Annotated in this window: 20 protein-coding genes, 1 tRNA gene and 1 other RNA gene; 10 read left to right on the top strand and 12 right to left on the bottom strand. The window is 56.4% G+C overall.

Annotated elements, in window-relative coordinates; genetic code table 11:
* A partial coding sequence (locus R6V78_RS00965) for a hypothetical protein (RefSeq protein WP_410287447.1) occupies window positions 1-223 on the top strand: 223 nt, incomplete at its 5' end.
* A gap of 67 nt (window positions 224-290) precedes the next feature.
* Here the strand turns inward: R6V78_RS00965 and R6V78_RS00970 are convergent.
* Complete coding sequence (locus R6V78_RS00970) at window positions 291-2,036, bottom strand: YcaO-like family protein (RefSeq protein WP_410287448.1); 1,746 nt, start codon at window positions 2,034-2,036, stop codon at window positions 291-293.
* A gap of 342 nt (window positions 2,037-2,378) precedes the next feature.
* Between R6V78_RS00970 and hisB the strand changes: the two genes are divergently transcribed.
* The 9 genes from hisB to ispD all read left to right on the top strand — a co-directional run bounded on the left by hisB (window position 2,379) and on the right by ispD (window position 11,712).
* Window positions 2,379-2,966, top strand: a complete 588-nt coding sequence (gene hisB / locus R6V78_RS00975) for an imidazoleglycerol-phosphate dehydratase HisB (protein ID WP_410287449.1) — start codon at window positions 2,379-2,381, stop codon at window positions 2,964-2,966.
* Window positions 2,967-3,242: 276 nt separating this feature from the next.
* Window positions 3,243-5,057, top strand: coding sequence for a DNA primase (dnaG, locus tag R6V78_RS00980; protein ID WP_410287450.1), 1,815 nt, complete (start codon window positions 3,243-3,245; stop codon window positions 5,055-5,057).
* A 275-nt stretch (window positions 5,058-5,332) separates the two neighbouring features.
* A complete protein-coding gene (rpoD, locus tag R6V78_RS00985) occupies window positions 5,333-7,063 on the top strand; it encodes an RNA polymerase sigma factor RpoD (protein WP_410287493.1) in 1,731 nt (576 codons plus the stop codon).
* Window positions 7,064-7,142: 79 nt separating this feature from the next.
* Window positions 7,143-7,215: transfer RNA gene (locus tag R6V78_RS00990), tRNA-Ile, on the top strand.
* A 162-nt stretch (window positions 7,216-7,377) separates the two neighbouring features.
* Window positions 7,378-8,496 (top strand): Nif3-like dinuclear metal center hexameric protein, encoded by a 1,119-nt coding sequence (locus tag R6V78_RS00995; RefSeq protein WP_410287451.1) that lies wholly within the window; start codon window positions 7,378-7,380, stop codon window positions 8,494-8,496.
* 25 nt (window positions 8,497-8,521) lie between these two features.
* Window positions 8,522-9,247 carry a zinc ribbon domain-containing protein gene (locus tag R6V78_RS01000; protein ID WP_410287452.1) on the top strand — a complete coding sequence of 242 codons (726 nt, stop codon included), beginning with the start codon at window positions 8,522-8,524 and terminating at the stop codon, window positions 9,245-9,247.
* Between the two features lie 5 nt (window positions 9,248-9,252).
* Window positions 9,253-9,632, top strand: an RNA gene (gene rnpB, locus R6V78_RS01005) — RNase P RNA component class A.
* A 68-nt stretch (window positions 9,633-9,700) separates the two neighbouring features.
* Window positions 9,701-11,005 (top strand): HPr family phosphocarrier protein, encoded by a 1,305-nt coding sequence (locus R6V78_RS01010; protein ID WP_410287453.1) that lies wholly within the window; start codon window positions 9,701-9,703, stop codon window positions 11,003-11,005.
* Window positions 11,002-11,712: a 2-C-methyl-D-erythritol 4-phosphate cytidylyltransferase gene (gene ispD, locus R6V78_RS01015; protein WP_410287454.1), complete on the top strand. Its 711-nt coding sequence runs from the start codon at window positions 11,002-11,004 to the stop codon at window positions 11,710-11,712. The genes R6V78_RS01010 and ispD overlap by 4 nt, the downstream gene beginning before the upstream one ends.
* A 41-nt stretch (window positions 11,713-11,753) precedes the next feature.
* Here ispD and R6V78_RS01020 read toward each other — a convergent pair whose 3' ends face one another.
* The 11 genes from R6V78_RS01020 to had form a co-directional block, all read right to left on the bottom strand.
* Window positions 11,754-11,984, bottom strand: a complete 231-nt coding sequence (locus R6V78_RS01020) for a KH domain-containing protein (RefSeq protein ID WP_410287455.1) — start codon at window positions 11,982-11,984, stop codon at window positions 11,754-11,756.
* A 226-nt stretch (window positions 11,985-12,210) separates the two neighbouring features.
* Complete coding sequence (locus R6V78_RS01025) at window positions 12,211-13,401, bottom strand: thiolase family protein (RefSeq protein WP_410287456.1); 1,191 nt, start codon at window positions 13,399-13,401, stop codon at window positions 12,211-12,213.
* A gap of 91 nt (window positions 13,402-13,492) precedes the next feature.
* Window positions 13,493-15,088: a class I adenylate-forming enzyme family protein gene (locus tag R6V78_RS01030; protein ID WP_410287457.1), complete on the bottom strand. Its 1,596-nt coding sequence runs from the start codon at window positions 15,086-15,088 to the stop codon at window positions 13,493-13,495.
* A gap of 156 nt (window positions 15,089-15,244) precedes the next feature.
* On the bottom strand, window positions 15,245-17,317 hold the full coding sequence (locus R6V78_RS01035) for an acetate--CoA ligase family protein (RefSeq protein WP_410287458.1): 2,073 nt from the start codon (window positions 17,315-17,317) through the stop codon (window positions 15,245-15,247).
* A gap of 48 nt (window positions 17,318-17,365) precedes the next feature.
* Window positions 17,366-18,613 (bottom strand): 2-hydroxyacyl-CoA dehydratase subunit D, encoded by a 1,248-nt coding sequence (locus tag R6V78_RS01040; protein WP_410287459.1) that lies wholly within the window; start codon window positions 18,611-18,613, stop codon window positions 17,366-17,368.
* A gap of 108 nt (window positions 18,614-18,721) precedes the next feature.
* Window positions 18,722-19,537, bottom strand: coding sequence for an acyl-CoA dehydratase activase (locus R6V78_RS01045; RefSeq protein WP_410287460.1), 816 nt, complete (start codon window positions 19,535-19,537; stop codon window positions 18,722-18,724).
* Between the two features lie 65 nt (window positions 19,538-19,602).
* Complete coding sequence (locus R6V78_RS01050) at window positions 19,603-20,550, bottom strand: ketopantoate reductase family protein (protein WP_410287461.1); 948 nt, start codon at window positions 20,548-20,550, stop codon at window positions 19,603-19,605.
* Between the two features lie 69 nt (window positions 20,551-20,619).
* Window positions 20,620-21,927 carry a phenylacetate--CoA ligase family protein gene (locus R6V78_RS01055; RefSeq protein ID WP_410287462.1) on the bottom strand — a complete coding sequence of 436 codons (1,308 nt, stop codon included), beginning with the start codon at window positions 21,925-21,927 and terminating at the stop codon, window positions 20,620-20,622.
* 186 nt (window positions 21,928-22,113) lie between these two features.
* Window positions 22,114-22,707: an indolepyruvate oxidoreductase subunit beta gene (locus R6V78_RS01060; RefSeq protein WP_410287463.1), complete on the bottom strand. Its 594-nt coding sequence runs from the start codon at window positions 22,705-22,707 to the stop codon at window positions 22,114-22,116.
* 107 nt (window positions 22,708-22,814) lie between these two features.
* Window positions 22,815-24,677, bottom strand: coding sequence for an indolepyruvate ferredoxin oxidoreductase subunit alpha (gene iorA, locus R6V78_RS01065; protein WP_410287464.1), 1,863 nt, complete (start codon window positions 24,675-24,677; stop codon window positions 22,815-22,817).
* Window positions 24,678-24,756: 79 nt separating this feature from the next.
* Window positions 24,757-25,830 (bottom strand): 6-hydroxycyclohex-1-ene-1-carbonyl-CoA dehydrogenase, encoded by a 1,074-nt coding sequence (had, locus tag R6V78_RS01070; protein ID WP_410287465.1) that lies wholly within the window; start codon window positions 25,828-25,830, stop codon window positions 24,757-24,759.
* Window positions 25,831-25,833 lie beyond the last annotated feature (3 nt).

Genomic DNA, 25,833 nt, shown 5'->3' on the forward strand with positions numbered 1-25,833 from the left:
CGAAGTCACCGACACCATGGCCGAGCAGCTGTTGAGCGAACTCACTCCCAAGCTGTCGCAGATCATGGAAAAACATGAGTCAGAAATTGCTCAGTTTGAACCGCAACAGCGAGCGCATTCCCCGTCGCTTGCGGCGGGGTTAGCGAGCGAATCTAAAATAGACCGTATCCTTACGGTCGAAGATTCCTCGCCGCTTGCGGCGAGGTTCTTCAATTCAAGTTAAGGGGCCTGCGGCGGCCTGGCAATACACGAGCCGGAAAAGCCCTCCAAAAAAGGGTCAATTTCTTTGGCTACGGGTGACCGTCGCCGGTGAGCCGTTCCAGGTTGTCGCGGGCAAAACCGATGGACGGGTCCAATTCTAAAGCCAGCCGGTAGTAGCGCACTGCATCGGCCTTTTTTCCCATATCCCGGTAGTTGGATGCGATGTTGGCATAGTCGATGGCTGAGCCGGGATCCAGTGCAATGACCTTTTCAAAACGTTGGATGGCCATTTCGTGCTCCTTGCGCATGAAATGGCAAAACCCCATCAGATTGTATATATCCGTTCGTTCGGGATCCAGGGCTTCACCCTTGGCCAGCACGGCCAGGGCTTTTGCATAATCGCCCATCTCCTTGTAGCAGACTCCCATATAGGAGTAGATGCTGGGGATGTCCTGGTCCGTCGGCGACAACCCAAGGGCCCGGTTGAAGTGCAACAAAGCCGTTTGCGGGTCGCTGCGTGCCAGATGGCAGTTGCCCAGGTAAAACTGGATAAAATATTTGCCGGGAAGCAGCCGGTCCATCAGCGCCAGGTGCCGGATGGCTTCGTCCGGTCCAAAGTGCTCCATGGTGAGTTTGGCGGCGAACATGGCTACGCTGGTGCCGGCGGCACGCTCTCTGAAATGGGCGCCGGGAACGAGGGTGTAAAAGGCTGGCATGGCCAGTTTGGGGTGCATGGTGTCAATCACCAGCACATCCAGGCCCCGTTGGGAAAGGGCCTGGATGCAGGCTTCCACCTCGAGGCGGATGTTCGGGTTGGAAATGTCGGGCAACGCGTTCAGACGGATGGGACCGGGGCCATCGATTACGTACGCGGCGTCTGCCAAACGGGTGAATTTAGGCAGGCCCGAAGCCACGTAGTTGGATCCGGAATTGAAATCGCCGGCCAGTTGGGCCGCTTCCGTCAGGGCGCGGCTGAGGGCTTTTTCCGGGCTGGGTGTGGTGCCGGCGGTCCAGACGATTTCACTTCTGCCGGGGAACGTGGCCGGGTCGTATGCCATGACCCCCACGGACGGAATGCCCATGTCCAGGGTAAAGTCGGTGACGAACACCTTGATGCCCGCCTTGGCGTACTTGTCCAGCATCTCTAAAACCAACCGGTCGGTTGCCGAAGCGGGGTCGATCAGCGGTGTGGAGATACGCTGACGGCTGATCAGGGAGGACACGTGACGCTCGACGATTTCACAGATGCCCTGGCACAAGGCCTCTTCAACACAGTTGCCCGCCGATGGGCCGTTGAAGGCGTTGATGGCATAAAACCAGTCCAGGGGGACCAGCACTTCCTTTTCCCGCGTAAGGTTCCAGGCGCCGGTCCATCTCAGGGGCAGGGATTCAAAAATCTTTCTGGAGATGGCAAGGTCCCCGGATTCGTCGTGCACCGACTTGGCGATTTGGTCGAAGGAGATCGCCTCGTCGGCAAACTGGGCGGTCGTACCCAATCGGGTATGCGCCTGGTTTTTGTAAAAGCTGAAAAAACTGAACCGTTCGACCAGTTCCATGACGGCGCTGGCTTCGGCCTGGGCCGGTGTAGCACCCTTGCCCATCTGTTTTTTTGTGCCGATGACGGACTGCGCATCGTGGCCGCAGGTGCTGAAAAACACAGGAATATCCAGCCGGCCATTGTCGATTCGAATCGTCCGGTCCAAGATATTCAGGTCCATGGCTTGCATGTGTTGCCTGACCCTTTCCACGGTTGCTTCCGGCTGCAATATCTTGTCCTGATCGTCGGTCGCCCGTTTGATGGCATCCTTCATTTTAATGCGGCCCGTGCGCTTCATTGTGTCTCCTCGGTTATGTGCCTGTGGTTGGTAATTTAAGCACGCCTTCTACCTGGTGTCCATCCGGGAATGGCGGATTCTGTTTCGAACCCAGGCTGCAAGGGCGTGTGAACGCCCGCCTGGGTCGATGGAGGCCATTTACGGATAGGTTCTACCGATCCGGGCCGGGCTGTTGCAAGCCTTTTTTGCTGCCGGTGCGAATCAGTGGGGCAAAAAGGACGCGTTTGGTCGAAGCACTTGCTTTCATTTGAGTTTCAAGGTAAAAAGGTCGGGACGCAGCATCATTGCGGCGGTCGTGCAGCGCTTGTAAACCCCATCGCAATTGCATGTAGGAGAACTGCCATGGCCCGGACTTGCCGGATTGAACGAAAAACATCGGAAACCCAAGTAAAAGTCGAAATGAATCTGGACGGACGGGGAACGGCCGATATCCATACGGGTATCGGCTTTCTTGATCATATGCTGACCCTGTTCTGCGTTCACGGGCAATTTGATCTGGACATCCGGGCCAACGGCGATCTGGAGGTGGATTATCATCACACCGTTGAAGACGTGGCCCTGGTTCTGGGGGAGTCGGTATCCACGGCCCTGGACAACCGGTTGGGTATTCAACGCTACGGATTTGCCGTGACGCCCATGGACGATGCGTTGGCAGAAGTGGCCATCGATCTGTCTAACCGGCCTTTTTTAATATTCAAACTGCCGCCGGTGCTGGAATCCGTGGGTCGTTTTGACCGGGGACTGGCCAAGGAGTTTTTCAGGGCCTTTGCCTTCAAGGCCGGCATGAATCTTCACATCAATGTGAAATACGGTGAAAACGAACACCATGTGCTGGAGTCGATTTACAAATCGGTGGGACGGGCGCTCAAACAGGCGGTGGTTGTCGACCCCAACCGCTCCGGTGTGCGTTCCTCAAAAGGGGTCCTGTAAACACCGGTTCAATAAGGACTGCGCCCCTCTGCATATCCAGTGTTTTTTTTGAATGCCGCTACAATATATTGACAAAATGCCTCTGGGGATTTAAATTACCCAATTTAATAAAGGTTGATTCCATGCACATAAAAGCTTCAGGTGCTGTCCAGGCGTTCAGGCGCTTTCTCCACCGCCAATCCGGCTCGTGACGTCTTTAGATGTGAGGATGGCCCGGGTCCTGCCGGAAGGGAACATGATTGAACCCGAATCCATTTGAAATGGAGGCGGCTTTTCTTGGCGGCGTACATTCCTGACGACAAAATTTCCGCGATCAAAAATGCCTCCGATATTGTAGACATCGTTTCGGAGATGGTTTCCCTGCGTCGAGCGGGGCGCAACTTCTTGGGATTGTGTCCCTTTCACGCTGAAAAAACCCCATCCTTTACCGTGAGTCCGGACAAACAGATTTTTTACTGTTTTGGATGCGGAGCCGGCGGCAATGTGTTCAGCTTCCTCATGAAACAAGGCGGGCTTACTTTTCCTGAGGCGGCCAGGGCACTGGCGGTACGCTACGCTATAGACCTCCCTACCCGGGATTTATCTCCCCATGAGAAAAAAAAGTTGACGGAACGGGAAACGATACTAACGCTTAACGATGCGGCTGTGTCCTTTTACCGCAACTGCCTGTTCGAAGACGAGCGGGGAAAACAGGCCAAGGCATACTTGTTGAAGCGGGGGATGATCGAAAAAACCATTGATGAATTTAAACTGGGATTTGCCCCGGATGGCTGGGATAATCTGGCGCGGCATTTTCGTGCACGCAGGAAGCCCGTTGAGATGGCTCTTCTGGCGGGACTGGTGGTCCCCCGGAAAAATGGGGATGGCCACTACGACCGGTTCCGCAACCGCATCATATTCCCCATTTTCAATGCGCAGAACCAACCGGCGGGATTTGGCGGCCGGGTGCTGGACGATGCCCTCCCCAAATACCTGAATAGTCCGGAAACGCCGGTGTACAGCAAGAGCCGATCTCTGTACGGACTGGCGCGCGCCCGCCAGAAGTGCAGGGAGATGCAGACGGTATATGTGGTTGAGGGGTATTTTGACCTGCTTGCAATGCACCAGTGCGGCATCACGAACACGGTGGCCACACTGGGTACCTCTCTGACCGATGACCACGTTCAGATCCTCAAGGGATTCGTGGGCGAGGGGGGCAAGGCGGTTTTGGTTTACGATTCCGATCAGGCCGGTATCAAAGCCGCTCAGCGCAGTGTGTCGGTTTTTCAAAAGGGGCTTCTGGAGGCACGCATCCTGGTATTGCCCAAAGGACATGATCCGGATTCATTTCTCATGGCCCACGGTCCCGATGAATTTTTCAAGGCGGCGGGGCAATCCATGGGCATGATTCCATTTATGGTGGAATCGGCCGTCGAGAAATTTGGGTTGAGCATTGACGGCAAAGTTCGCATCGTCAACGATCTGAAGTCGGCCATTGTGGCCATCGGCGATCCGATCGCCCGGTCGCTGCGGATCAAACAACTGGCAGAACGGATCGGCGTTGATGAAACGATTCTCCTGCAGAAGATTCGGCCAAATCCACCGAGGCCCGCCAGGACAGTTTGGCCGCCGGGTGGGCAGGGTCCCGGTAAAGCGCCTGATCCCGACCCGGTTCGGGGTGAAACGTATCGTCTGGAGCGGCAGATGGTAGCGATGATGCTTCAGTTCCCGGAGATGATCGCCCAGATCAAGGGGCGACGGATCATGGACCACTTCACCGATTCGGTCCTGGCAGAGATCGGGCGCGGCATCATCGAACACTTCGCACAAGTCGGCAGCGATATTGCCGGTCTGGTATCTCAGTGGGAGGACTCGGAAAAAAAGGCGATCGTTGTCCGGTTGTCACTGACCGACGAACACTGGGACCGGGATGGCTGCATGAACCTGATCAACCAGTTTGAAGCCAGTATACACCGTCGGGACAAAGGGTTGTTAAGGCGAATTGAAGCTGCAGAAAAAAGTGGTGATGAAAGTTTACTGGCCGAACTGCTGCAGGAAAAGCAGCGGCAGGCCCGCAAGACCATGGAAAAACACAGCGGTGTGAACCATTGACTGCCGCCCAAAATAGTTGACGGCTTTCAACTTGCTCAGACGGGCAAAGGAACAACAAACGCAACACAGGATGCGGCGCGACCCGATGACGGACGACCAACCATCCTGTTTTGGTTCAGGAGGCAATCGGCATGACCAAGAAATCCGATGACAATCGCGACGGGAAGACCCGGCAGACCGAGAAAAAAACGGCTAAAAATAAAACCGAAGCCGTTGTCAGGGCTGCTAAAGATGCCGCTGCACAGGACCTAAAATCGGAAAAAGCAAAGGGCGCGATGAAAAAGAACGACCAGAAGGCGCTTAAGGCCCTTATAGAAAAGGGAAAGGAGCAGGGTTCGCTGACCTACGACGAGATCAACGAAGCCCTTCCCAACGAGATGATGTCTTCGGAAATGATCGACGACACCCTCATGATGTTCGACGATATGGACATTGAGATCATCGAAAATGATGATTCGCTTTCCGACAAGGAAAGCGCCCCCGAAAAGAAGGAGTCGCAGAACAAGGCAATTTCGGTGTCGGATATCGGTTCCGTTACCGACCCGGTGAAGATGTATCTGCGCGAAATGGGCATGGTTACCCTTCTCAGCCGTGAAGGCGAGGTGATTATCGCCAAGAAGATCGAAGAGGGCGAACAGGATGTTCTCAAGGCACTTCTGGAAACCTCTCTGGGCGTCAAATACATCCTTGAATTTGGTGACTTGATCGAGAAAGGAGCTCTCCGACCGAAGCACGTTCTGCGCGATGTGGATGAAGGCGACGCGTACGTGGATGAGATGGTTCAGATTGAAAACTTTCTGGAAACCATTGCAGCCATCCGCAAGGTGAGTGATGAAATCAAGGCATATCGCGAGCGCATGTTTTCCGAGCAGATGGAACCCGACGAGGCGCGCCGGGTCCGGCGCTGCATCATGCGGCGCAACAACAAGATTTTTGAACTGCTCAGGGGGTGGCGACTGGAAGGCGGTGTCATTGACCGCATTGAAGCGCATATTCGCCGGCTGATCGACTGGTTTGATGCACAGAACAAACTGGTGGCCGTTACCGCCGAGGCTTTCGGCGTAACCATTCGGGAGCTTCGCGAACATCTTTCCAACCGGGTCAAATTCATGAAATGGGCCAAAAAACAGTCCCATCTCGATGATGAGGCCCTGGGGCGCATATACGTCCACCTGATATCCGTGACCGATCAGCTGGTGGAAAAGGAGAATGACTTTAAGGCCAACAACCGCAACCTCAAACGGGTAATGGCCAGTGTAGACGAAGGCCGGATGCGGGCAAAGTTCGCCAAAAGCGAACTCATCCGGGCCAATCTGAGGCTGGTGGTCAGCATTGCCAAAAAGTATACCAACCGGGGACTCCAGTTTCTGGATCTTATTCAGGAGGGCAACATCGGGCTGATGAAGGCGGTGGATAAGTTTGAATACCGTCGGGGGTACAAGTTCAGCACCTACGCCACCTGGTGGATCCGGCAGGCCATCACCCGGGCCATCGCCGATCAGGCCCGAACGATACGCATCCCGGTGCACATGATCGAAACCATCAACAAGTTGATCCGTACTTCCCGTTACCTGGTTCAGGAGTTCGGCAGGGAGCCGCGCCCGGAAGAGATCGCCGAAAAGATGGAGATTCCCATCGACAAGGTCCGTAAGGTGCTCAAAATCGCCAGAGAGCCCATCTCGCTGGAGACGCCCATCGGGGAGGAGGAGGACAGCCATCTGGGAGATTTCATCGAAGACAAGAAATTCATGCTGCCGTCCGAGGCGGCGGTGAGCATGAACCTTGCGGAACAGACGCGGAAAGTACTGGCGACCCTGACGCCCAGGGAGGAGAAGGTCCTACGTATGCGCTTCGGTATCGGTGAAAAGGCGGATCACACCTTAGAGGAGGTTGGCCAGGACTTTACCGTTACCCGTGAACGCATCCGGCAGATCGAGGCCAAAGCCCTGAGGAAATTGCGCCACCCCACCCGCAGCCGCAAGCTGAAAAGCTTTATCGACAATTGATCCGATGTGCACTGGGGGTTCCGATGCTTGACAAATCACCATGGCGGGGGTAGTAAAGCTATCGCTGTTAAACTGATACGGGCCCATAGCTCAGCTGGCAGAGCCACCGGCTCATAACCGGTCGGTCCCTGGTTCGATCCCAGGTGGGCCCACTTCAAGAAAACTCCGGCGCCGTTCGTCAATCCCATGATGCCCGGAGGCCTTGACGATTTTGACTGTTGAGGGAAAAAGGCGATTCGGCGTGGTGAGACTCCGGTTACCGCGCCTTTTTTTTGCCCATTGCCCGTAAACGGTTATCTTTTGAGGAAAATGAGATGACAGCGACCGTGGCGCAATTTATCCGTATTCTCGACCGGCTGGCACCTCCCCGGCTGGCGGAATCGTGGGACAATGTCGGCCTGCAGATTGGGAATCCGAACTGGCCGGTTAAAAAAGTGTGGACAGCCCTCGATCCCCTGCCTGAGGTGGTGGCCAGGGCCTGTGAAAATGGTGTGGACTTGCTGGTTACCCATCATCCGCTATTTTTCAAGCCGCTTCAGCGCATCGATTGCCAAACGCCGCTGGGGCGGATTGTGGAAATGGCGTTGTCCAGGCATCTGGCCATTTTCTGCGCCCACACCAACCTGGACAGTGCGCCGGGGGGCGTCAATGATGTTTTAGCGGAGCGGGTCGGACTGCGCAATGTCCGGGTACTTGCCGGTGCAGGCGACGCCGGCATGAGTAAACTGGTGGTGTTTGTCCCCGCGAACCATGTCAAAACCATCCTCGAAACCCTGTTTGCGTTGGACGCCGGCAGGATGAATAATTATTCATGCTGTTCATTTCGATGCGATGGCGTGGGAACCTTCTTGCCGGGTGTGGGCGCATCGCCGGCCATCGGGAAAACCGGAGCCCTTACCGAGGTCCAGGAGAGTCGGATTGAAATTCTTGTGGACAATGCTGAGTTGAGCAGGGTGGTGGATGCAGTCAAAAAGGTACACCCTTATGAATCCATGGCCTATGATGTCTACCCGCTTGGCATGGGTAACCCGCTTTCCGGTTTGGGGCGGGTGGGGGAGCTTCAATCCCCACTGCCACTGGGCGCCTTCTCGGTTGGCCTTAAAGCCTCCTTGAAGCTGGCAACGCTTAAGGTGGCCGGCAATGCGGACATGATGATTGAGACAGTGGCGGTATGTTCGGGAAGTGGCGCCAGCCTGTTGAGCCAAGCGATTGCATCGGGTGCACAGGCCTATGTGAGCGGAGATCTGGGATACCACTCGGCTTTGGATGCCAACCAGGCCGGCATCGCGCTGATCGATGCCGGACACTTCGGTTCGGAGCATTTGATCGTCGATGGTCTGGCATCGACCATCCGTGAGGCCATGAAGGCATTGCGGATGTCGGCGACAGTGGCAGCCGCTGACATGGAAACGGACCCATTTTCTTACCTGTGAACAGCAAGATGCGAGAAAGGCAGGCATGAGCAATATTCAAGAGCAGATCAACATGCTCATCGACGTGCAGGCGGTTGAGATGGAAATCCTTCAAGCCGGTCGGCATATCCATGTGCTCAGCGGCGAGACGGCTGCCCTCGATCAGGCCGTGGTCGAGCGTGAGGCCCTGGTGGCGGCCGAAAAAAAGGCCCTCGAGGGGATGAAAAAATCCTATCGTGAGCTTGAATCCGAATCCAAGATCAACGCCGGCATGATCGCCAAAAGCAACCAAAAGCTCCGCGCGGTGAAAACCAACAAGGAGTACCAGTCCATCCTTAAAGAAATAGATGAAATCCGCAAAAGGAATTCCGCCGTTGAAGACCGAATGCTCGAGTATCTGGAGACGCTTGAGTCCGCTGAGCAGACGGTTGCTGAAAAAGTGACCGAATTGCAGGATTTCATTGAATATTGCCGCAAGAAGCAGGAAACGATTGCCGCCGACGAACAGCGTGAACGCCAGGCGGTTGAGGCGCTGAATGCGAAGAAGACCCGGATCAGTGTCAAGGCTGATCCGAAAATAATCGGTATCCTGGAGGATGTGAAGAGAAAGGTCAGGGGCATGGCTGTGGTTCCGGTCCAGCAGGCCATTTGCATGGGGTGTCACCTGAACATCCCGGCCCAGCTGTTCAATGAGTTGCAGCGACTGGATGAGATCCGGTTATGTCCCCACTGCCACCGGATTATTTATTGGAAAGAAAAGGATAACGAATAGCGGTCGGAGTAGATCAGACGGTCGCTGGTCCCCCGTTTGGGGGACTGGAGGAAAGTCCGAACACCACAGGGCAGGGTGCTCCATAACGTGGAGTCACGGTGACGTGAAGGCAAGTGCAACAGAAAGCAGACCGCCTTGCCGTTTTCGGCAAGGTAAGGGTGAAACGGTGCGGTAAGAGCGCACCAGTTCTTCGGGTGACCGGAGAAGCTAGGTAAACCCCACCCGGTGCAAGACCAAATAGGGGAGCGTCAGAGGGCGGCCCGTCCGAGCTCCCGGGTAGGTTGCTTGAGGTGCCGGGCAATCGGCATCCCAGATGAATGATCGTCGCCTTCGGACCGGGTAACCGGCCGGGGAAACAGAATTCGGCTTATGGGCTGCTCCGACCGCTTTTTCGTATCCATTTCCAACTCCTCAATTGCCACTGTCGATCTCGATTGACAAACGGAGCGCATCTTGAACGAACCCCACTGCGAAATTTCCTTTTTCGACAAGGCCAGAATCTTCTCATCTGATTACCTTAAATGCTGCATCTATATTTCCGACCGGCAGACGCCCGATTACGTATTTACCAAAAAACTCTATTCCAAACTGATCAGCACCTCCCAGGTGCTGGAAGATTTCCTGGACTTTCACGGGGCGAAAAACAGCGAGGACTGGTATCTGTACCGCGAACTGAGTGCCGCTGTCCGGCATCTGAGTCTGGGAGCCTACTGCCAGAAGCATATCTTAAACCGATTGATATTCTATGATATCAATGACATTGATGTTTTTCGGGAGCGGGGCGAAAAATGCCTCGAATTTTTAAATGACACCCTTAGAAAACTCTCCCCCGTGATCATTGATGAGGCTTCACGGCTGAATATCGCCATGCCGGGGGACAGGTTTGGCCCTGAAGATTTTCCCGGCATTACCACCTGCGAAATGCTTAAATATGACATTGACGATGATGCCAAGGATGTTCAAAAGCGCAATATCGTCAAAATTGCCAGCGAATTCCTTTCCATCACCACCAGTTTTGACCCCATGGGGTTTTACGAACCATACAAGAATGAGGAAATGGCGGCGCTGGTTCCCGAAAAGGTCAACGAGGTCGAAATCCGGCGTTTCGAGATGCTGGTGCACAACCTCCAGTCTTCATTTGACACCTACGTGATTCATGGCGGCTTCCGTTTCGGTGACCGGAAGCTCAAGGCCCTTAGAAGTCATTTCTCAATTGTGTTTCACCTGCTGCAGATGATGGGCCGCCTGCTTCATTTTTACGAACGGCATCTGCATGAGGCCGGCTATAAGAATACCTATAAACGGGTCCAGGACAAACTGTCCTGCCTGGTGGACCCGGTGATGTTGCTGGACCGGACCATCAACTACGGGCTTTTCTATGCCTGCCACTACCTCAATGCGGGCAAAAAAGTGGCTCGGGAAATTCTAAATGACAACATCGAGCGATCCAGCATCAGGGTGGGGATTCCGGTCAAGCTGGGATTTCACAGTCGACCCAGTCTCCTTGTGGCCAAGATTGTTCAGCATTTTGGGGGGCAGGTGGAGCTGGTCGTGGGTCAAGACCGATTCGATGCCAGCAGTGTGCTGGACATCCAATGGGCTGGGGGTAAAATCCAGAAGGAGCGGATTGCAGAGGTGGTCTTCGAGGGTGATACCCGGGCGCTGGCCGATATCCAGATCCTGGCCAGTGTCAATTACGGTGAAGACACCATGGGCAAAGGGGTGCCCCTTCCCCGCGAATTGAATTATCTGCGATGAACTGCGCCGTCATCGTTGCCGGGGGAAGCGGCTCGCGCATGAAGGCAGCGGTGAGAAAACAATATCTCATCCTGGCCGGCATACCCATTGTTGTCCATACCCTTATGGCCTTCGACCGATGCTTTGAGCTGGACCGCATGGTTCTCGTTGTGCCTGAAAGTGACCTTGATTGGTGCCGTTCCACCATTTTGGCGCCCTTGGACCTGGCGCACCCTATCTTGCTGGTGGGTGGTGGACGGCGGCGGCAGGAGTCGGTTCTAAATGGATTGAAGGCTGTGGATGCAGCCGACGGAATCGTCATGATCCATGACGGCGTTCGGCCGTTCGTACGCCAATCCCTCATGGGCGCTTGTATAACCGGCGTGAAGCCAACTGGCGCCTGTATTCCCGTGATTCCCGCCACAGATACCTTAAAACGCGTCGATCCGCACGGGGTGGTCCTTCACACCCTGGACAGACAGCAGGTTTGCCTTGCCCAGACACCCCAAACCTTTTCTCTCGACTTGATCCGGCGTGCCCACCAGTTGGCTCAACAGCGCGGTTTCAACGCTACCGATGACGCTTCTGTGGCCGAATTCGCCGGTGAGCGGGTGACCGTGGTGCCCGGTGACCGGGACAACATCAAGATCACCACCCCGCAAGACCTGTTGCTTGCCCAGGCCATCCTGGACAGGTGGCGCATCGAGCCCTGCGGAAAGACCTCCTGAAGTGGTTTGAACCGCGAACTGAAATTGGAAAGGCTCCAATCTTATTCCAGCAATTCGAGGATGATTCGTTTTTTGGTTTTTCCCGAGGCTGCGTTAAGGATGGTGCGGATGGCCTGAACATTCTGGCCCTTTCGGCCGATGATCTTGCCCAAATCCGGTTTGGCCACCGAGAGTTCGATGACGATGCTCTGCTGGCTTTCGATTTCATGAACCGCCACCTGTTCCGGAGCGTCTACAAGTGCCCTTGCAATTTCCTCGACCAGCTTCTTCATGGCGCTTCTCCCTGTGTTAAAATTAGCGTTCTCGCTGTTGTCACTTCTCTCCAGCTCGGCAGGAAATAATAAGCAGGATCAGGTTTGGTCGTTTCATCATCGGCCGAAATTGATGACAAGTCAATCGATTTTGGTTTGGGTAAAATGAAGCCGCAGAACGAAAAAAGCGGACCGGGTGGGCAACCTCCCGGTCCGCTTTTGCGCCCCCTTGGCAAATGGGCTTAGGTCAGCCGATTTTCAAGATCAGGGAGGCCCCGCAGTCGCCGGCCGCACAGCCCGTCCACAGCAGGTATCCGCCGCCTTGCATGACCGTCTCTTCGATGCCTTCGATGATTAACCGGGTGGCCGTGGACCCTTGGGGGTGACCGTAAATCATCGAGGAGCCGTAGTTGTTGAAGCCATCGGCATCGATCTCCATTTTGCGGGCAAAATTGATATCGTTGACCACGAAGGGATTGTGGGTCTTGATGGTTTTGATGTCGCCGATGGTCAGGCCGGCCTTGTTCAGCGCCATGCGGGCTGCCGGTACCGGTGCCGCGGCCATATAGCCTTTTTTTTCCCGGGCATAGCCATAGGAGATGACTTGGATGGAAACGGATGCGTCGGCGCTTAAACCGGCAGCCTTTTCTTTTGTGGTGACCACCAGGGAGGCATTGCCGTCGGCCGGGTGGGTCTGGGCGCCGAAGCTCAATACGCCGCCGGGTACCAACGGTTTGAGCTTGGCCAACCCCTCGGCCGTGGTGGGCATGATGCCCTCGTCTTCTTCAACGAGGATGCTTTTTTTGCGGGAGATTTGAATTTCAGCGGCGAACATGTAGCGCTTTTGAAAGGCCCGGTTGTCGGCCAGGGCCATCTGGTACTGCTCGTAGCGGCGCAAGGCCAGGCTGTCGCACTCCTCTTTGGTGATGCCCTCCTCCTTGGCCACGTTTTCTGCCGTTTCCACCATGCGCAGGCCAACATTGGGATCGGCATTGAAATTGTCCATCAACCAGTTCTCGCTGATTACCTCGCCGCCTGGACCGTTGGGGTTGGGCCAGATGGTGTGCGGGCCGTTGGATGTCCGGTCCGTGGTGAGAACAAAGGCGTTTTCATAAAACCCGGTCTCGATGCCCATGGCCGCTTGAAAGATGCAGGTGGTGCCGGTGGTGCAGGCCTGACTGAGGGCGACGCCGGGGATGCCGCCGCATCCCATCAGGGCGGCGGCCAGGGGCGCGCTGTAGAACTGGTGCAACTGGCCGATGGTGTTGCCAAAGACCAGGTAGTCGAAGATTTTTGGCTCCCAGCCCTTGTCGCCCAGCCACCGCCCGGCGGTCTTGGCGCCCAGGACGATGGCGTTCTCGTTGGCCATGGCACCCTGCCAGCGGCAGAAAGGGGTGGAGTAGTAGCCCTTGTAGGGGATGAACGCTTTTGTCAGCATGTAGAAGACCTCCTCGTTTTAAATGGTTCGTGAACGGATCATTGAAGCCTGTGGTTCCGGGGGACCGATGACGGTTCCCCCGATGCCGTGATTAGGGTTGAGGCGCCGGGCAGCTGTCGGTCTCCGGAAACACCGGTTTGCCTTCAGCGTACTGTTCCCGCAGGATCCGGTGAAGGATTTTTCCGGTGGCCGTGCGGGGCATTTGGTCCGGGGAGATGAAGATCACCTGCTTGGGACGCTTGTAACCGGCCATCCGGTCCCGGCACCAGTCGAAGATGACCGTTTCGGTGAGATCCGCACCGGGTGCGGGGATGACCACCGCCGCCACTTTTTCCCCCCACTTTTCATCGGGCAGACTGATGGCCGCCACGTCGAAAACATCCGGGTGGCCGCCGATGGTCTCTTCCACCTCGCTGGGATAAACATGTTCACCACCGGTGATGATCATGTTATCCTTGCGATCCACGATCTCGTAATAGCCGTCCTCGTCCATGCGGGCCATATCGCCGGCCGAAAACCAGCCGTCCTTGAATGCGGCTGCGGTTTTCTCGGGCAGCTTGTAGTATGCGTCAAATAACATCGGGCCCTTGGAATAGAGTTCACCCACCTCGCAGGGCGGCACTTCATTGCCGTCCGGGCCGAGGATTTTGACCCGTTCGGTCCCCAGGCTTTCCAGGCCGATGGATCCGAGTTTGCGCATCTGGTCCTCGGGGCGCAGGATGGTGACGATGCCCGCCTCCGTTGAACCATACCCCTCGTATAGCTGAACGCCGGGGAAGAACTTCATGATGGCGGTCTTCATGGTTTTTCTCACCGGTGCTGAACTGCAGAGCAGCTTGGTGATCGAGCGGGTATCCCGTTGGCGGCCTTCGTCGCTGACATTTAGGATCAGGTTGTAGTGGGTGGGGATCAGGGATATGAATGTGATTTTCTCCCGCTCCACGATCTCGAGGATTTCTTCGGGCTTGAAGGACCGTGCCGGGTGAATGTAAACCGTGGCACCGATGTAAATGAAGGTGAAGGTAAAGAAAGTCGAGTTGATGTGACAAAGGGGCATGACATTCATGCACACGTCGCGGGGCGCGAATTCGAAATCCACGGCGTTGATCAGGTAGAAGGCGATGTGGGATTCGTGGGAGCGCATCACACCTTTGGGTTTTCCGGTTGTGCCGGAAGTGTAGATGAGAATCCATGTGTCGGAAGGAGCGACCGGCACATCCGGTTCGTCAACGGGTGCATCGGCCAGCATGGATTCGTATTCCCGGTAGCCCGCATTCGGCTGACCCACCACGATGAAATTGTCGGTTGGGATTTGTTTCAGCCGATCCTTGATGCCATCAACGCAAGGGGTAAATTCGTGGTGCACGGCCATGGCTTTGGCATCGGCATTGTCCACGATGTAGGCCACCTCGCGTCCCACCAGACGGAAATTGACCGGTACGATGATGATGCCGGTTTTGGCAGTGGCCAGATAGAGCTCAATGATTTCGATGCTGTTCTCCATGAGCACGGCCAGTTTGTCCCCCTTTTCCAGGCCCATCTCCATGAGGCGGTGCGCCAGGCGATTGACCCGGCGGTTCACTTCGGGATAGGTGAACCGCCGTCGGGCATCGCACAACGCCACGGTGCGAGGGTACTTCCTGGCGTTCATCTTGAGCTGCTGTCCCAGGTTCATCCAGTGGGCCATGAATTTTTCCTCCCAATGCGATCAGGTGAGTGATCTAAACGGTGAAAGTTGTCTGGCAATACGAATCCCGCTGGACGCGATGACCCCTCCCGAGGTCTTCCGGGTTCAAGGGGAAAAATTCCCGATCAGCTATTCCAGCGAACGCAGCGAACACCTTCACAAGGCGATGCGTGCATCAACGGCCACAGCACCATTTTCGAAGGCCATAACCGGATTCAGGTCCAGTTCCTTGATTTGGGGAAAGTCGGTGACCAGCCGGGACAGTCGCTGTATCAGCACGATCAGCGCTGCTTTGTCGACTGCCTTCTCACCGCGCACCCCGTCGAGCAGGGCGCATGCCTGGATGCCGTCCACCATCTCCCGGGCTTCGGCATCCGTCACCGGCGTCAGGTTGAATACCACATCTTTGAGCACCTCGACGAATATGCCGCCAAGGCCGAACATGATTAGATGGCCCACGCCGGGCTCGGCTTTGGCGCCCAGGATCACTTCCCGTCCGCCGGGGACATATTGCTGGACAAAAAACCGCAGGTTGGGGACATCTATCCGTTCGATCATGCCGGCCACCGCCCTTTTCAGTGCATCGGCGTCGAGCAGGTTCACGGCAACACCGCCCATGTCGCTCTTGTGGACCACGGCTTCGGCATCGGCCTTCACCACCACCGGATAGCCGATGGCCTCGGCGGCGGCCAGCGCGCCATCGATATCGTCCGCCATGCGCCAGTCGGGTACGTCGATGCCGTAGGACTCGAGGAGCGCATAAACCTGGTCGGCAGCCAGTATCTTCCGGGCGGCAGCCCTGGATAGAATCGCCCGGGCGCCATCGGCATCCACATCGCCGAAGGTGCGAACCCGTCCGGCCTTGCGGTCCAAAATACGGCGATAGCGCACAAGGGCCCCCAGGGCGCGGGCCGCGTCACTGGGCAAAGCAAAGCAGGGCACGCCAGCGGATTTGAGAATGGCCACGGTGGAAGCCCACTGTCGTCGGTCGGTCATCAAATTGCAGACCATGGGTTTGATCTGCCGCAGGTTCACCTGGGCAATGGCCCTGGCGATGCTTTCGGTGTCAACGAAGAACGGGGTGACAAAGTTCACCAGGACGCAGTCGAAACTGTCGTCAGCCATCATGGCTTCCAGACAGGCCAGGTAGTGGTCGGCCGTACCGGTGGCCAGCACGTCAACCGGGTTGCTGACCGTCGCCTCGGGGTAGAGCTTCCCGGACAGCATGGTTTTGATATTTTCGGACAGGGGAGGCAGCATCAGGCCGGCATCCACCAGAATGTCGGTGGCGATCACTGCCGGCCCCCCCGTGTTGGTAATGATGCCCACCCGGTTGCCTTTAGGCACCGGCTGTGAGCCGAAAACCGCGGCGGCGTTGATCAGGTGGCCTTCGTCCCGGAAGTCGACGATGCCCGCCTTTTTGAAGATCAGGTCCGTGGCCATGTCCTCCCTGGCCAGACCGCCGGTGTGGGAGGCGGCCGCCTTGGCGCCTTCCATGGTCCGGCCGGCCTTCATGGCCAGCACGGGTTTTTTTGCCGTGGCTTCCCGGGCGGCCTCGAAAAATCCCAAGGGATCCTTGAGGCCCTCAACGTAGGTGACGATGACCCGGGTGCCGTCGTCGTCGGCCAGATAGCGGATGATCTCCGGAATGGAGATGTCGCAGGCGTTGCCGTTGGAGGCGTAAATGCGGGTGCCGACGTCCATGGCGGAAAATCCCTGATGGATCACCTCGGCGACCCCGCCCGATAGGGCTACGATGGAAATATGTCCCGCCTCGGGAAAGGTAAAGGTGAAGTTGCAGTAGGCGCGGACGGCAGGGTCGGAATTGATGATCCCCTGGCAGTTGGGACCGAAAATGCGGATGCCGTACGCCCGGGCCTTTTCCAGAAAGGCGGTTTCAATTTCGGCACCTTCCGGGCCGGTTTCTGAAAACCCGCCGGAGTTGATGATGATATGCCTGACGCCTTTCTTTCCGCACTCTTCCACGGCCATGGGTACGAACTTGGCCGGGATCACCATGTGAGCCACGTCGACCTGCCCGGGAACATCGAGAATGGACGGGTAGGCCTTGATTCCACGGATTTCGTCGGCCTTGGGATTGATGGGGTAGATACCCCCTTTGTAACCGAAATCCAGCAGGTTCTTGATGACCCGGTTGCCGATGTGCAGTTCTTTTCCCGACGCGCCGATGACCGCCACGCCAACGGGATTGAATAGGCTATCAAGCATGGTCTTTGCTCCTTCTTCTTTAGGCGCTGATCCTGATTTAAAAAACCATCATTTATTTTCTGCCAGCTGTTCGATGAAGGCTTCCACGTTGGTTTTGGTCTGTTCGTCGGAAATCAGCCGCAGGTCATTCAGGTCGCCGTTGATGGTCAGGCTGGGGATGCCGGTCTGCCGTTCGATACGCTGGGGCATGCCGTAGCGGCAGTTTGAGTTGTTGGGACAGGTTTTGGCATCATGATAGATGATACCGTCCACCTTGAAGAACTCAAGCATATCGCGGATGTAGGCTTCTTTGGGCGCATCGGCCCTCACGATGAAAAGTTCCGTATAGGCCCTGGCCATGGAGTTGAAAGGATCGTCCGGGTCCAGGGCGGAAAAGATCCAGGAGTTGCAGTAAGTGGATGCCAAAACGTTGGTTTTCAGCCCGGCGAACATTTTGGCATGGGCTGACAGACGGCCCCATACGGGCATGCCGTCCCAGTAAATCCGGAATCGTTCGTCTTCAACGGCACCCTCCTTGTCGGCGATACGCTGATTCAGCTCCGCCAGCAGGGTACGATAGCAGTCGTTGGCCCGTTGGGTTCCGCGGCCCACCACGGCGGCGCCCATGAGGGTGGTCCCGTCGAAGAAGGTGATGGGGGAGGGCACGGCGGCGGCAGTATCCAGCACCTGCTTCCACAGTTCCGAACACTCCCGCGACAGGGACACGGTCTCTTTCAGGCGGTCCATGTCGAACTTGTTTCCGATGATGCGCTCTAAGGGCGGAATCAGATCTTCCATCTGCCGGGCAATGGATGCCACGTGGGATGCTTCCACTTCCAGAACGCCCACATAGGAGTGTACGCCCACCACCGGTACGTCGTACTGCTCACTGTAAAAATTGAACCAGTCCTGTACGTCGCGGCACTGGTTGGTGTTGAACACCAGCACGTCTGGTTTGGGGGGGCCTTGAATGCCCTCAAAAATTTTTGAAAGCGGTGAGACCTTCTCCAGATAGGCACCGACGTCCGCGGTAAGATAAGAGCAGATGTCCGGTGAATAACCGATGGCGTTTGCCTTGGGAATAAGGTCCGTAGCCATGCGTGAGGAGCCCAGCATGGCTGAGTGGGTTTCAGGAAAATAGACCAAAAACCCCAAGGCGCGCAGGATCTCCGCCGGACCCACGCTGGTGCACCAGGCAATTTTTTTCTCACCGGTCTTGGCTGCATTGTCCAACTCGTAGTAGTAATCGGCCATGAATTTACCCAGCACCTTGGACGATTCCAGCCGTTTCAGCTTGATCGTTTTCTCTTCAGACATGCTTAACCTCCGGTCTAAGGATAGCGGAATTGAAAATTAGGGGATTGAGAAACATTTGGATTCAAGATGTTTCAATCAGCAATCTCAAAATTCCCAATGCCTTGATTTTCAATCGCCATGGGTTTCCCTTGCATACAGTGCCGCCCCGAGGGCGCCGGTGAACTGGGGCAGCACCGGCACCAGGATCGGACGATTGATCAGTTCCTGCGTCATCTCCACCAGGTAGGGATTGTGGGCCACGACCCCACCGGTCATCACCACTTTTTCGGTAAAGGCGTCCATCTCCTTGATCCTTGAAATCACCGAGAAGAAAAGCCCCTTGACGATGTCTTCCACCCGTTTGCCCCGCCGGATGTTTTCAAGCACTTCGGTGGCCGAGAAGACCGTGCAGAAGCTGCCCAGCTTGACCATGTCCGTGGACGCCGCTGCAAGGTCGTTCATTTCCGACAGGGGAATGTCCAGGCGGGGAGACATCTCCTCCAGAAACGCCCCGGTGCCGGCAGCGCATTTGCGGTTCATTTTAAATGCAGTCCGCCTGCCGGTGTCATCCAGTTTGATGATTTTGTTGTCCTGGCCGCCGATATCGATGATGGTGATGGCAAAGGGATAATAGTGGAAGCAGCCTTTGCCGTGGCAGCTGATTTCGGTGCGGTGATCGTGGGCATAGGAGACATTCTTGCGGCCGTATCCGGTGGAGATGGTCCGCAAAATCTGATCTTTTTCTATGTTAGCCATGGCCAGTGCCTCGGCCAGGCAGTGGTCTGCCGTCGCCGTGAAATCCGTCCCTGACCGGTCTACATGATAGCCGACCATAAAACCCTCGGCATCGATTATCACCACCTTGGTTCGGGAGGCCCCCACGTCGGCACCCGCGAAATAGGCTGAATTACTGTTGTGAGAAGCTGATCGTTGAGCTGTCGTCATAATCGATTCTTGGTTTGTCTGTTGCCCAGTTCCCTGATGATTGAGCCCACCCATTTCGATTCATATCATAGCCTTGACTCCAACCCCTTCACCAGACTCTGCAGGGTGATGTTATAGGGGGTTTCAATTCCGGCCCGGCGGCCGTATTCCACGAATTTACCGTTGATATAGTCGATCTCCGTGCGGCGGCCGTTTTCGATGTCCATGAGCATGGAGGGTTTGTGGTTGCCGGCGTTGCGCATGTATTCAATGGCGTTTGGGTAATACTCCCAGCCCAGCAGGATTTCATTCGCCCGGGCCACCTTGACGCACTCTTTGACCAGGGCGTCGACGATGTTGAAAATGATCGGGTCGTTCATCGCCTGGGACATGGTCAAGCCGGTGACGGCGCAGACCGGGTTCATGCAGGCGTTGAGCACCCCTTTGCGCCACACCATGGCAACGATTTTTTCCGTGTGGCGGGTGGGCAGTCCGCTGACGGTCAGGGCTTGGGCAATTGCTTCTGCGGCGAATTTCGCTTCCGGGTCGAGCTCCTGGATGTAGTGGGGCGGGTGATGAAAAGGGATGGTCACGTGGGCCGGGCCCACAAGCCCGCAGCCATAGTTGACCACCGCCCGCATCACCGACGGTCTGCCCAGACTGTTGGCCAGCACCAGTTCGGTATCGATACCATTTTGCCAACTCACCACATAAAGGCCTTTTTTATGAAAACCTTCGATGGCCGAAGCGATCAACGGCAGGGCATTGGCCTTGGCGGTGACCATGATGACGTCGGGGTTGTAGTCAGGCAGTGAATCGATGCTGGTGCAGGTGTGGCTGACCTTCTGCGTCAGGGTCTCGGCTCCTTCGATGATGATCCCGCGCTTAGAGGCGGGTTCAAGGAGGTCAGGGACCACGTCGCAGAGGATGACCTGGTGGCCGCCTTTTTCCAGGAATGCAGACACGATACAGCCCACGGGCCCCGCACCGATGACGGCAAAGGTCTTGGGGACAAAGGCTTTGTTATCTGTCATAGTTACTCCTTCCGGCTTTGCGGTGGTTGTCGGGCACCGCCATTGGTGCAGTGGACTTTTTGTGTCTGATCAACGGAACTGTTTGGGGCGTTCATCAACCACACGAAGGGCTTTGCCTTCGCTTCGAGCGATAAATTTGGGTTCCACGAGGTTCACTTCCACGCTGATTCCCATATTGCCGCGGATGTGGGCCATGATTTTGGCCTCCACTTCAAATTTCTTGCGGTCACCGGCCGTATACACGTCCGGTTTCGCTTCGACCTGCACCACCAGTTGATCCAGGTAGCCTTTTTTGCGGACCAGCATGCGGTACTGCGGCTCTACTTCCTCGATATCCAGCAGCAGCGATTCGATTTGAGACGGGAAAACATTAACGCCGCTGATGATCAGCATGTCGTCGGTGCGTCCGAAGATTTTTTCCATTTTGACAAAGGTTCTGCCGCAGACGCATTTCTCGCGGTAGAGGCGGGTGATGTCCTTGGTACGGTAGCGGATCATGGGCATGGCCCGGCGCTGCAGAGAAGTAAAGACCAGTTCACCTTTTTCCCCCAGTGGGACCGGCTCCAGCGTGATGGGGTCAACCACCTCGGCCAAAAAGTGGTCTTCGTTGATATGGATGCCGCTTTGAGCCTCGCAGTCGAAGCCCACGCCGGGGCCGCCCAGCTCGGTTAGCCCGTATGCTTCCATGGCTTTGATCCCCATGCGCGCTTCGATCTCCTCGCGCATGCCCATGGTCCAGGGTTCTGCGCCGAAAATGCCAATTGACAGGGGCAGGCGCTTCATATCCACCTTGAGTTCTTCGGCCCGCTCGGCGATGGTCAGGGCGTAAGAGGGGGTGCTGCATAGCACATGGGTGCCAAAGTCTTTCAGCAGCGTGATCTGGCGTTCGGTGAGGCCTGAACTGGTGGGCACGACGGTGCATCCCAGAGCCGTTGCCCCCTGGTGAAATCCCAGACCGCCAGTGAACAGGCCGTAGCCGTAGGCGTTCTGGACCACATGTTCGGGGCGGGCGCCGGCGGCATAGAAATTTCTCACCATGCACTCGGTCCACTGGGCCAGGTCGTCGGCGGTATATGGGCCGGTGATGGGCTTGCCCGTGGTTCCGGATGAAGCGTGGACCCGAACCACCTCCTTTAACGGAACGGCGCACAAACCGAAGGGGTAGTTGTCCCGCAGGTCGTTTTTTTCTGTGAATGGAAGTTTGGCCAGATCCTCGATGCCTTTGATGTCGCTGGCCTTGACGCCGGCTTCCTTGAGTTTCTTTTTATAAAAGGGGACGCGTTTGGCCACCCAATCCAGGGTTTCCTGGAGCTTTTCCAACTGAAACTGCCGGATTTTGTCCGTCGGCATGCATTCGAACGCTTCATTCCAGGGCATCGTTTACCTCCTTCTCAGTGGTCGGTTTCCCCGGCAAGAAGCCAATGGTCTGCCGGGGGGCACATTCACAGTATACGCAGCCTGGCAACGAAACCAACTTCCGTCTCCAGGCCCGGTGATCATGGATGGTACCGAAAACGGATTAAAAACCGTTTTCGGTATACCATGGGACAATCGAATAGGGTTTCAGGCGTTGCCTGCTGCGCTGAAGCCCATTTCAAAGGCTTTGAGGTTGGCATCTACAAAGGCCTTTTTGGTCGTGGTGCGAATGGCTTGTTCCAGATTCTCCCTGGGGATGGGCAACAGGTTCGTTTGGATCAGTGCACCCAAAAGGACAATGTTGACGGCCATGACGCTGCCTGCCGATCTGGCCAGTTCCACCGCATCGAAGGCGATCAGTCGCTTGGTTTTGGTTTTGATCAGCGTGCGGACCCGGTCCAGGTCCGGATAGGTACCCCTGCCGATGGCAACGGTATAGGGGGGCAGGGGAGCCATATTCGTAATGACGGTGGTGTCCGCATTGCATTTATTCAGCGCCCGCAGGGTTTCCGAGGGTTCAAAACCCACCAGCACATCGGCCTCCCCGTTGGAAATAATGGTGCTTTTCGCATCTCCGAAGACGATGGCGGATTCGACAACCCCGCCCCGCTGGGCCATGCCGTGAATCTCACTCATGCGCACCGGCACGCCTGAAAGCAGGGCTGCTTCACCCAGCACCTTGGAGGCCAGAAGGTTGCCCTGGCCGCCCACCGCCACGATAATCAGTCTTTTTGTCTGCATGATTGTATCCTGTATGCTCGGGGCTGTCGGTTCGCTCGTCCGGTTGCATGAATCTTCCGGATTCACGTCGGCCGCAGCCGCAGGTTCGTGTCTTTCAATTCAGGCGTTCAGCCGGCTTGTTTGGCCTTGACCGGTGTGATGGCATTTTCCGGGCAGATCTGGGCGCAGACGGCGCAACCCACGCAGGTGTTGGGGTTGATCTGAACCCGTTCACCGTCGAGGTAAAATGCCGGACAGCCAATCTGGCTGATGCAGTCCCGGTGGTTTTTACATTTGTCCGTCACCTGGAAGGCCCGCACGTTGAGCTGTTTCAAGCTGCGGGCGTAAAGGGTGCACATCTCCTGGGAAATGATCACCGAAACCCCCTTGTAGTCCAGGGCCGACTTGACCGCTTCAATGCTTTTTTTGACCTTGTAGGGCGAGATGACGGTGACATGTTCCACACCGATTGCCCGCACCAGCGCTTCAATGGAGATGCGGCCGTAACCCGACAGGTTCAAATTGCTCATGTCCACGCCGGGATTGGGCTGGTGGCCTGTCATTGCGGTCGTTCCGTTGTCCAGGATGACCAGGGTGAAGTTGTGATTGTTGTGAACGGCGTTGACCAGGCCGGTCAGTCCTGAATGGAAGAACGTCGAATCGCCGATAAAGGCGATCACTTTCTTGTCCGTGGCTTTGGAGAATCCGCAGGCGGTGCTGACCGACGAGCCCATGCAGATGAGAAAATCACCCATGGACAGCGGCGGCAGAAACCCAAGCGTGTAGCAGCCGATGTCCGTGGGGTAGATGGTTTCTATGCCCTCGGCGGCCTTTTTGACCGCATAGTAGGTGGCCCGGTGGGAGCATCCGGCGCAAAGGTTGGGCGGCCGCTGGGGAATTTCCGGCAGGTCCGACAGATCGGGCGGCTGGCTGTCTGTGTAAGGCACACCGAAATACCCGGCCATCACCCGGCGAACCATGGCCGGGTCGAATTCATACAACCTGGAGAACCGATTTTCACCCTTGCCAACGATGGGCAGGATCAGTCCCGCCTCCTGGGCAATGGCCTTGACGGCCTCTTCCATGACCGCTTCACCCTCTTCAGCGACCAGCACTTTATCGCATCCGTTCAGGAAGGTTCTGATCATTTCAGGCGGCATGGGATGGGAAAAACCCAGGCGTAGGATTCGGGTTTTGTCGGCGATGCCCAACTCCTTCACCGCGTCGGAAACATAGTTGTAACTGACGCCATTGCAGATGATGCCCCAAGAGCCGTTGCCCTCGGTGAAATTGTAGGTCGATGTCTCCGCCAAGGCCTGGGCCTTGTCCCAGTTTTGCAGCAGCCGTACGTGCAGGCGACGGGATACGGCCGGCACCGTGACCAGGTTGAAGGGATCTTTTTTAAAGTCGCCCCTGGTTTTGCGGGGCGTCAATTTACCCAGTTCCACGAAGGCGCTGGAATGGTTGACGCGGGTGGTGGTGCGCAGGATCACCGGTTCACCCAGCCGTTCAGACAGGTCAAAGGCCTCGGCAGTCATTTGGCGGGCCTCTTCCACCGATGATGGTTCAAGTATGGGCAACCCGGACAGCTTGCCATAGTAGCGGTTGTCCTGCTCGTTCTGACTGGAGAACATGAATGGATCATCGGCTGTGAGTATGACCAGTCCGCCGGTCACGCCCACGTAGGCCAGCGTCATCAACGGGTCGGCGGCCACGTTCAGACCCACGTGCTTCATCATGCAGAACGTGCGCAGGCCGCTGTTGGCTGCTGCTGCTGCCACTTCCAGAGCCACCTTTTCATTGGTGCTGTATTCAAAATATAGATCGCTCTGTTGGGAAATCTGGAACAGATTAAGAGAAATTTCCGACGAGGGTGTGCCCGGATAAGTGGTGGCAAACGCAACGCCGGCTTCTATGGCGCCGCGGGCGATAGCCTCATTGCCCAAAAGCAGCATCTTTTTGCCCGGGCTGTCTGCAAGTAATTTGTGCATTGTGGTTTCCTGTAGCGTTATGCTGCAGCAATCTAATTCTTGGCGGCAGCTGCAGCGGCGGTTGTTGTCAACGAATGAGTCAGGGCACCATGATCGCCCGCTGAACGATCTTTTTACTGTGCACCATGTCGAAGACCCTATTGATGTCCGACAGCGGAAACGTTTTGACAAATGGTGCCATGCTTACCTTGCCTGACAGGACCAGGTCCCGTACCGGCGGGTAGTACCGGGTCAGACAGCCCCAGTTCCCGCGGGCGGTGGCGTGAAAGGCCATCAGATTGGAAAGGCGGATATCCACCGTGTCCATGGTAAAGCCGACCACGGAGAGATATCCCCCAAAGTTTATCAGGCCGAAGGCGGTTTTCTGGCCTGCAGCGGTACCGGAGGTTTCGAAAATCTTCCATTCGGTCGGACGCTTGCCGTGCTCCCTGACAAAGGCGGAAACCGCCTTGCGAAGATCCTTGAACGCCATTTCTGCGGCGTTGAAGGTTTTGTCTACATAGGGTGCCAGTGCATCCAGCTTGACCGGGTCGACATCGATGGCAACGACCAGCGCCCCGAAGGCCTTGGCGATTTGAGCGCCGAAGCCACCCACGCCACCGACGCCCACGAAAATGGCCGTGTCATCGGCAGTCAATCCGGCATCGACGATGGCCTGATAGGGGGTGGTCAGCGCATCGGCCACCACGGAGAGTTGGGCCAGGGAAACCGTTGCCTCACCAACGGGCTGGTATTGGTCGTCCACCGGAACCTGGCACAGTTGTCTGGCCGGGACGACGATGTGGCTTGCAAATCCCCCCTGGATATCGTTGCCGGGCATCTTCTGCAGCGTGCAGATGTTGCCCAGATCCCGGTTGCATACATCGCAGTCTCCGCAGGGCATGACTGCGGGGATGATCACCGCCTTGCCTTCCCACTGTCGGGCATCCGGTCCGGCGGCGGTTACGATGCCGCTGATTTCATGGCCCAGGGTCAGGGGCAACGGGGATTTGGTTCTCACACCATTGTAGTAAAAACCAAGGTCGGTGTGGCACACGCCGCAACCGGCCACCTTGACCAGGACTTCGCCGGGACCGGGTTCTGGAATTGGCGTTTCCACTTTAACCAGAGGTTTTCCGGGTTCCGCCATCTGCCAGGATATCATGGATGCCATTGC

The organism is Desulfosarcina sp. (assembly GCF_046496365.1).
GTDB lineage: Bacteria > Desulfobacterota > Desulfobacteria > Desulfobacterales > Desulfosarcinaceae > Desulfosarcina.

Bases quoted from the DNA above. Each gene is read 5' to 3' on its own strand.
- R6V78_RS01030 (WP_410287457.1), bottom strand. From the start codon at position 15,088: ATGGCCCACTGGATGAACCTGGGACAGCAGCTCAAGATGAACGCCAGG.
- R6V78_RS00995 (WP_410287451.1), top strand. From the start codon at position 7,378: ATGACAGCGACCGTGGCGCAATTTATCCGTATTCTCGACCGGCTGGCA.
- R6V78_RS01025 (WP_410287456.1), bottom strand. From the start codon at position 13,401: ATGCTGACAAAAGCGTTCATCCCCTACAAGGGCTACTACTCCACCCCT.
- R6V78_RS01035 (WP_410287458.1), bottom strand. From the start codon at position 17,317: ATGCTTGATAGCCTATTCAATCCCGTTGGCGTGGCGGTCATCGGCGCG.
- ispD (WP_410287454.1), top strand. From the start codon at position 11,002: ATGAACTGCGCCGTCATCGTTGCCGGGGGAAGCGGCTCGCGCATGAAG.
- R6V78_RS01020 (WP_410287455.1), bottom strand. From the start codon at position 11,984: ATGAAGAAGCTGGTCGAGGAAATTGCAAGGGCACTTGTAGACGCTCCG.
- iorA (WP_410287464.1), bottom strand. From the start codon at position 24,677: ATGCACAAATTACTTGCAGACAGCCCGGGCAAAAAGATGCTGCTTTTG.
- R6V78_RS01000 (WP_410287452.1), top strand. From the start codon at position 8,522: ATGAGCAATATTCAAGAGCAGATCAACATGCTCATCGACGTGCAGGCG.
- R6V78_RS01060 (WP_410287463.1), bottom strand. From the start codon at position 22,707: ATGCAGACAAAAAGACTGATTATCGTGGCGGTGGGCGGCCAGGGCAAC.
- hisB (WP_410287449.1), top strand. From the start codon at position 2,379: ATGGCCCGGACTTGCCGGATTGAACGAAAAACATCGGAAACCCAAGTA.
- R6V78_RS01050 (WP_410287461.1), bottom strand. From the start codon at position 20,550: ATGACAGATAACAAAGCCTTTGTCCCCAAGACCTTTGCCGTCATCGGT.
- R6V78_RS00970 (WP_410287448.1), bottom strand. From the start codon at position 2,036: ATGAAGCGCACGGGCCGCATTAAAATGAAGGATGCCATCAAACGGGCG.
- R6V78_RS01045 (WP_410287460.1), bottom strand. From the start codon at position 19,537: ATGACGACAGCTCAACGATCAGCTTCTCACAACAGTAATTCAGCCTAT.
- R6V78_RS01040 (WP_410287459.1), bottom strand. From the start codon at position 18,613: ATGTCTGAAGAGAAAACGATCAAGCTGAAACGGCTGGAATCGTCCAAG.
- had (WP_410287465.1), bottom strand. From the start codon at position 25,830: ATGGCATCCATGATATCCTGGCAGATGGCGGAACCCGGAAAACCTCTG.
- R6V78_RS01055 (WP_410287462.1), bottom strand. From the start codon at position 21,927: ATGCCCTGGAATGAAGCGTTCGAATGCATGCCGACGGACAAAATCCGG.
- rpoD (WP_410287493.1), top strand. From the start codon at position 5,333: ATGAAAAAGAACGACCAGAAGGCGCTTAAGGCCCTTATAGAAAAGGGA.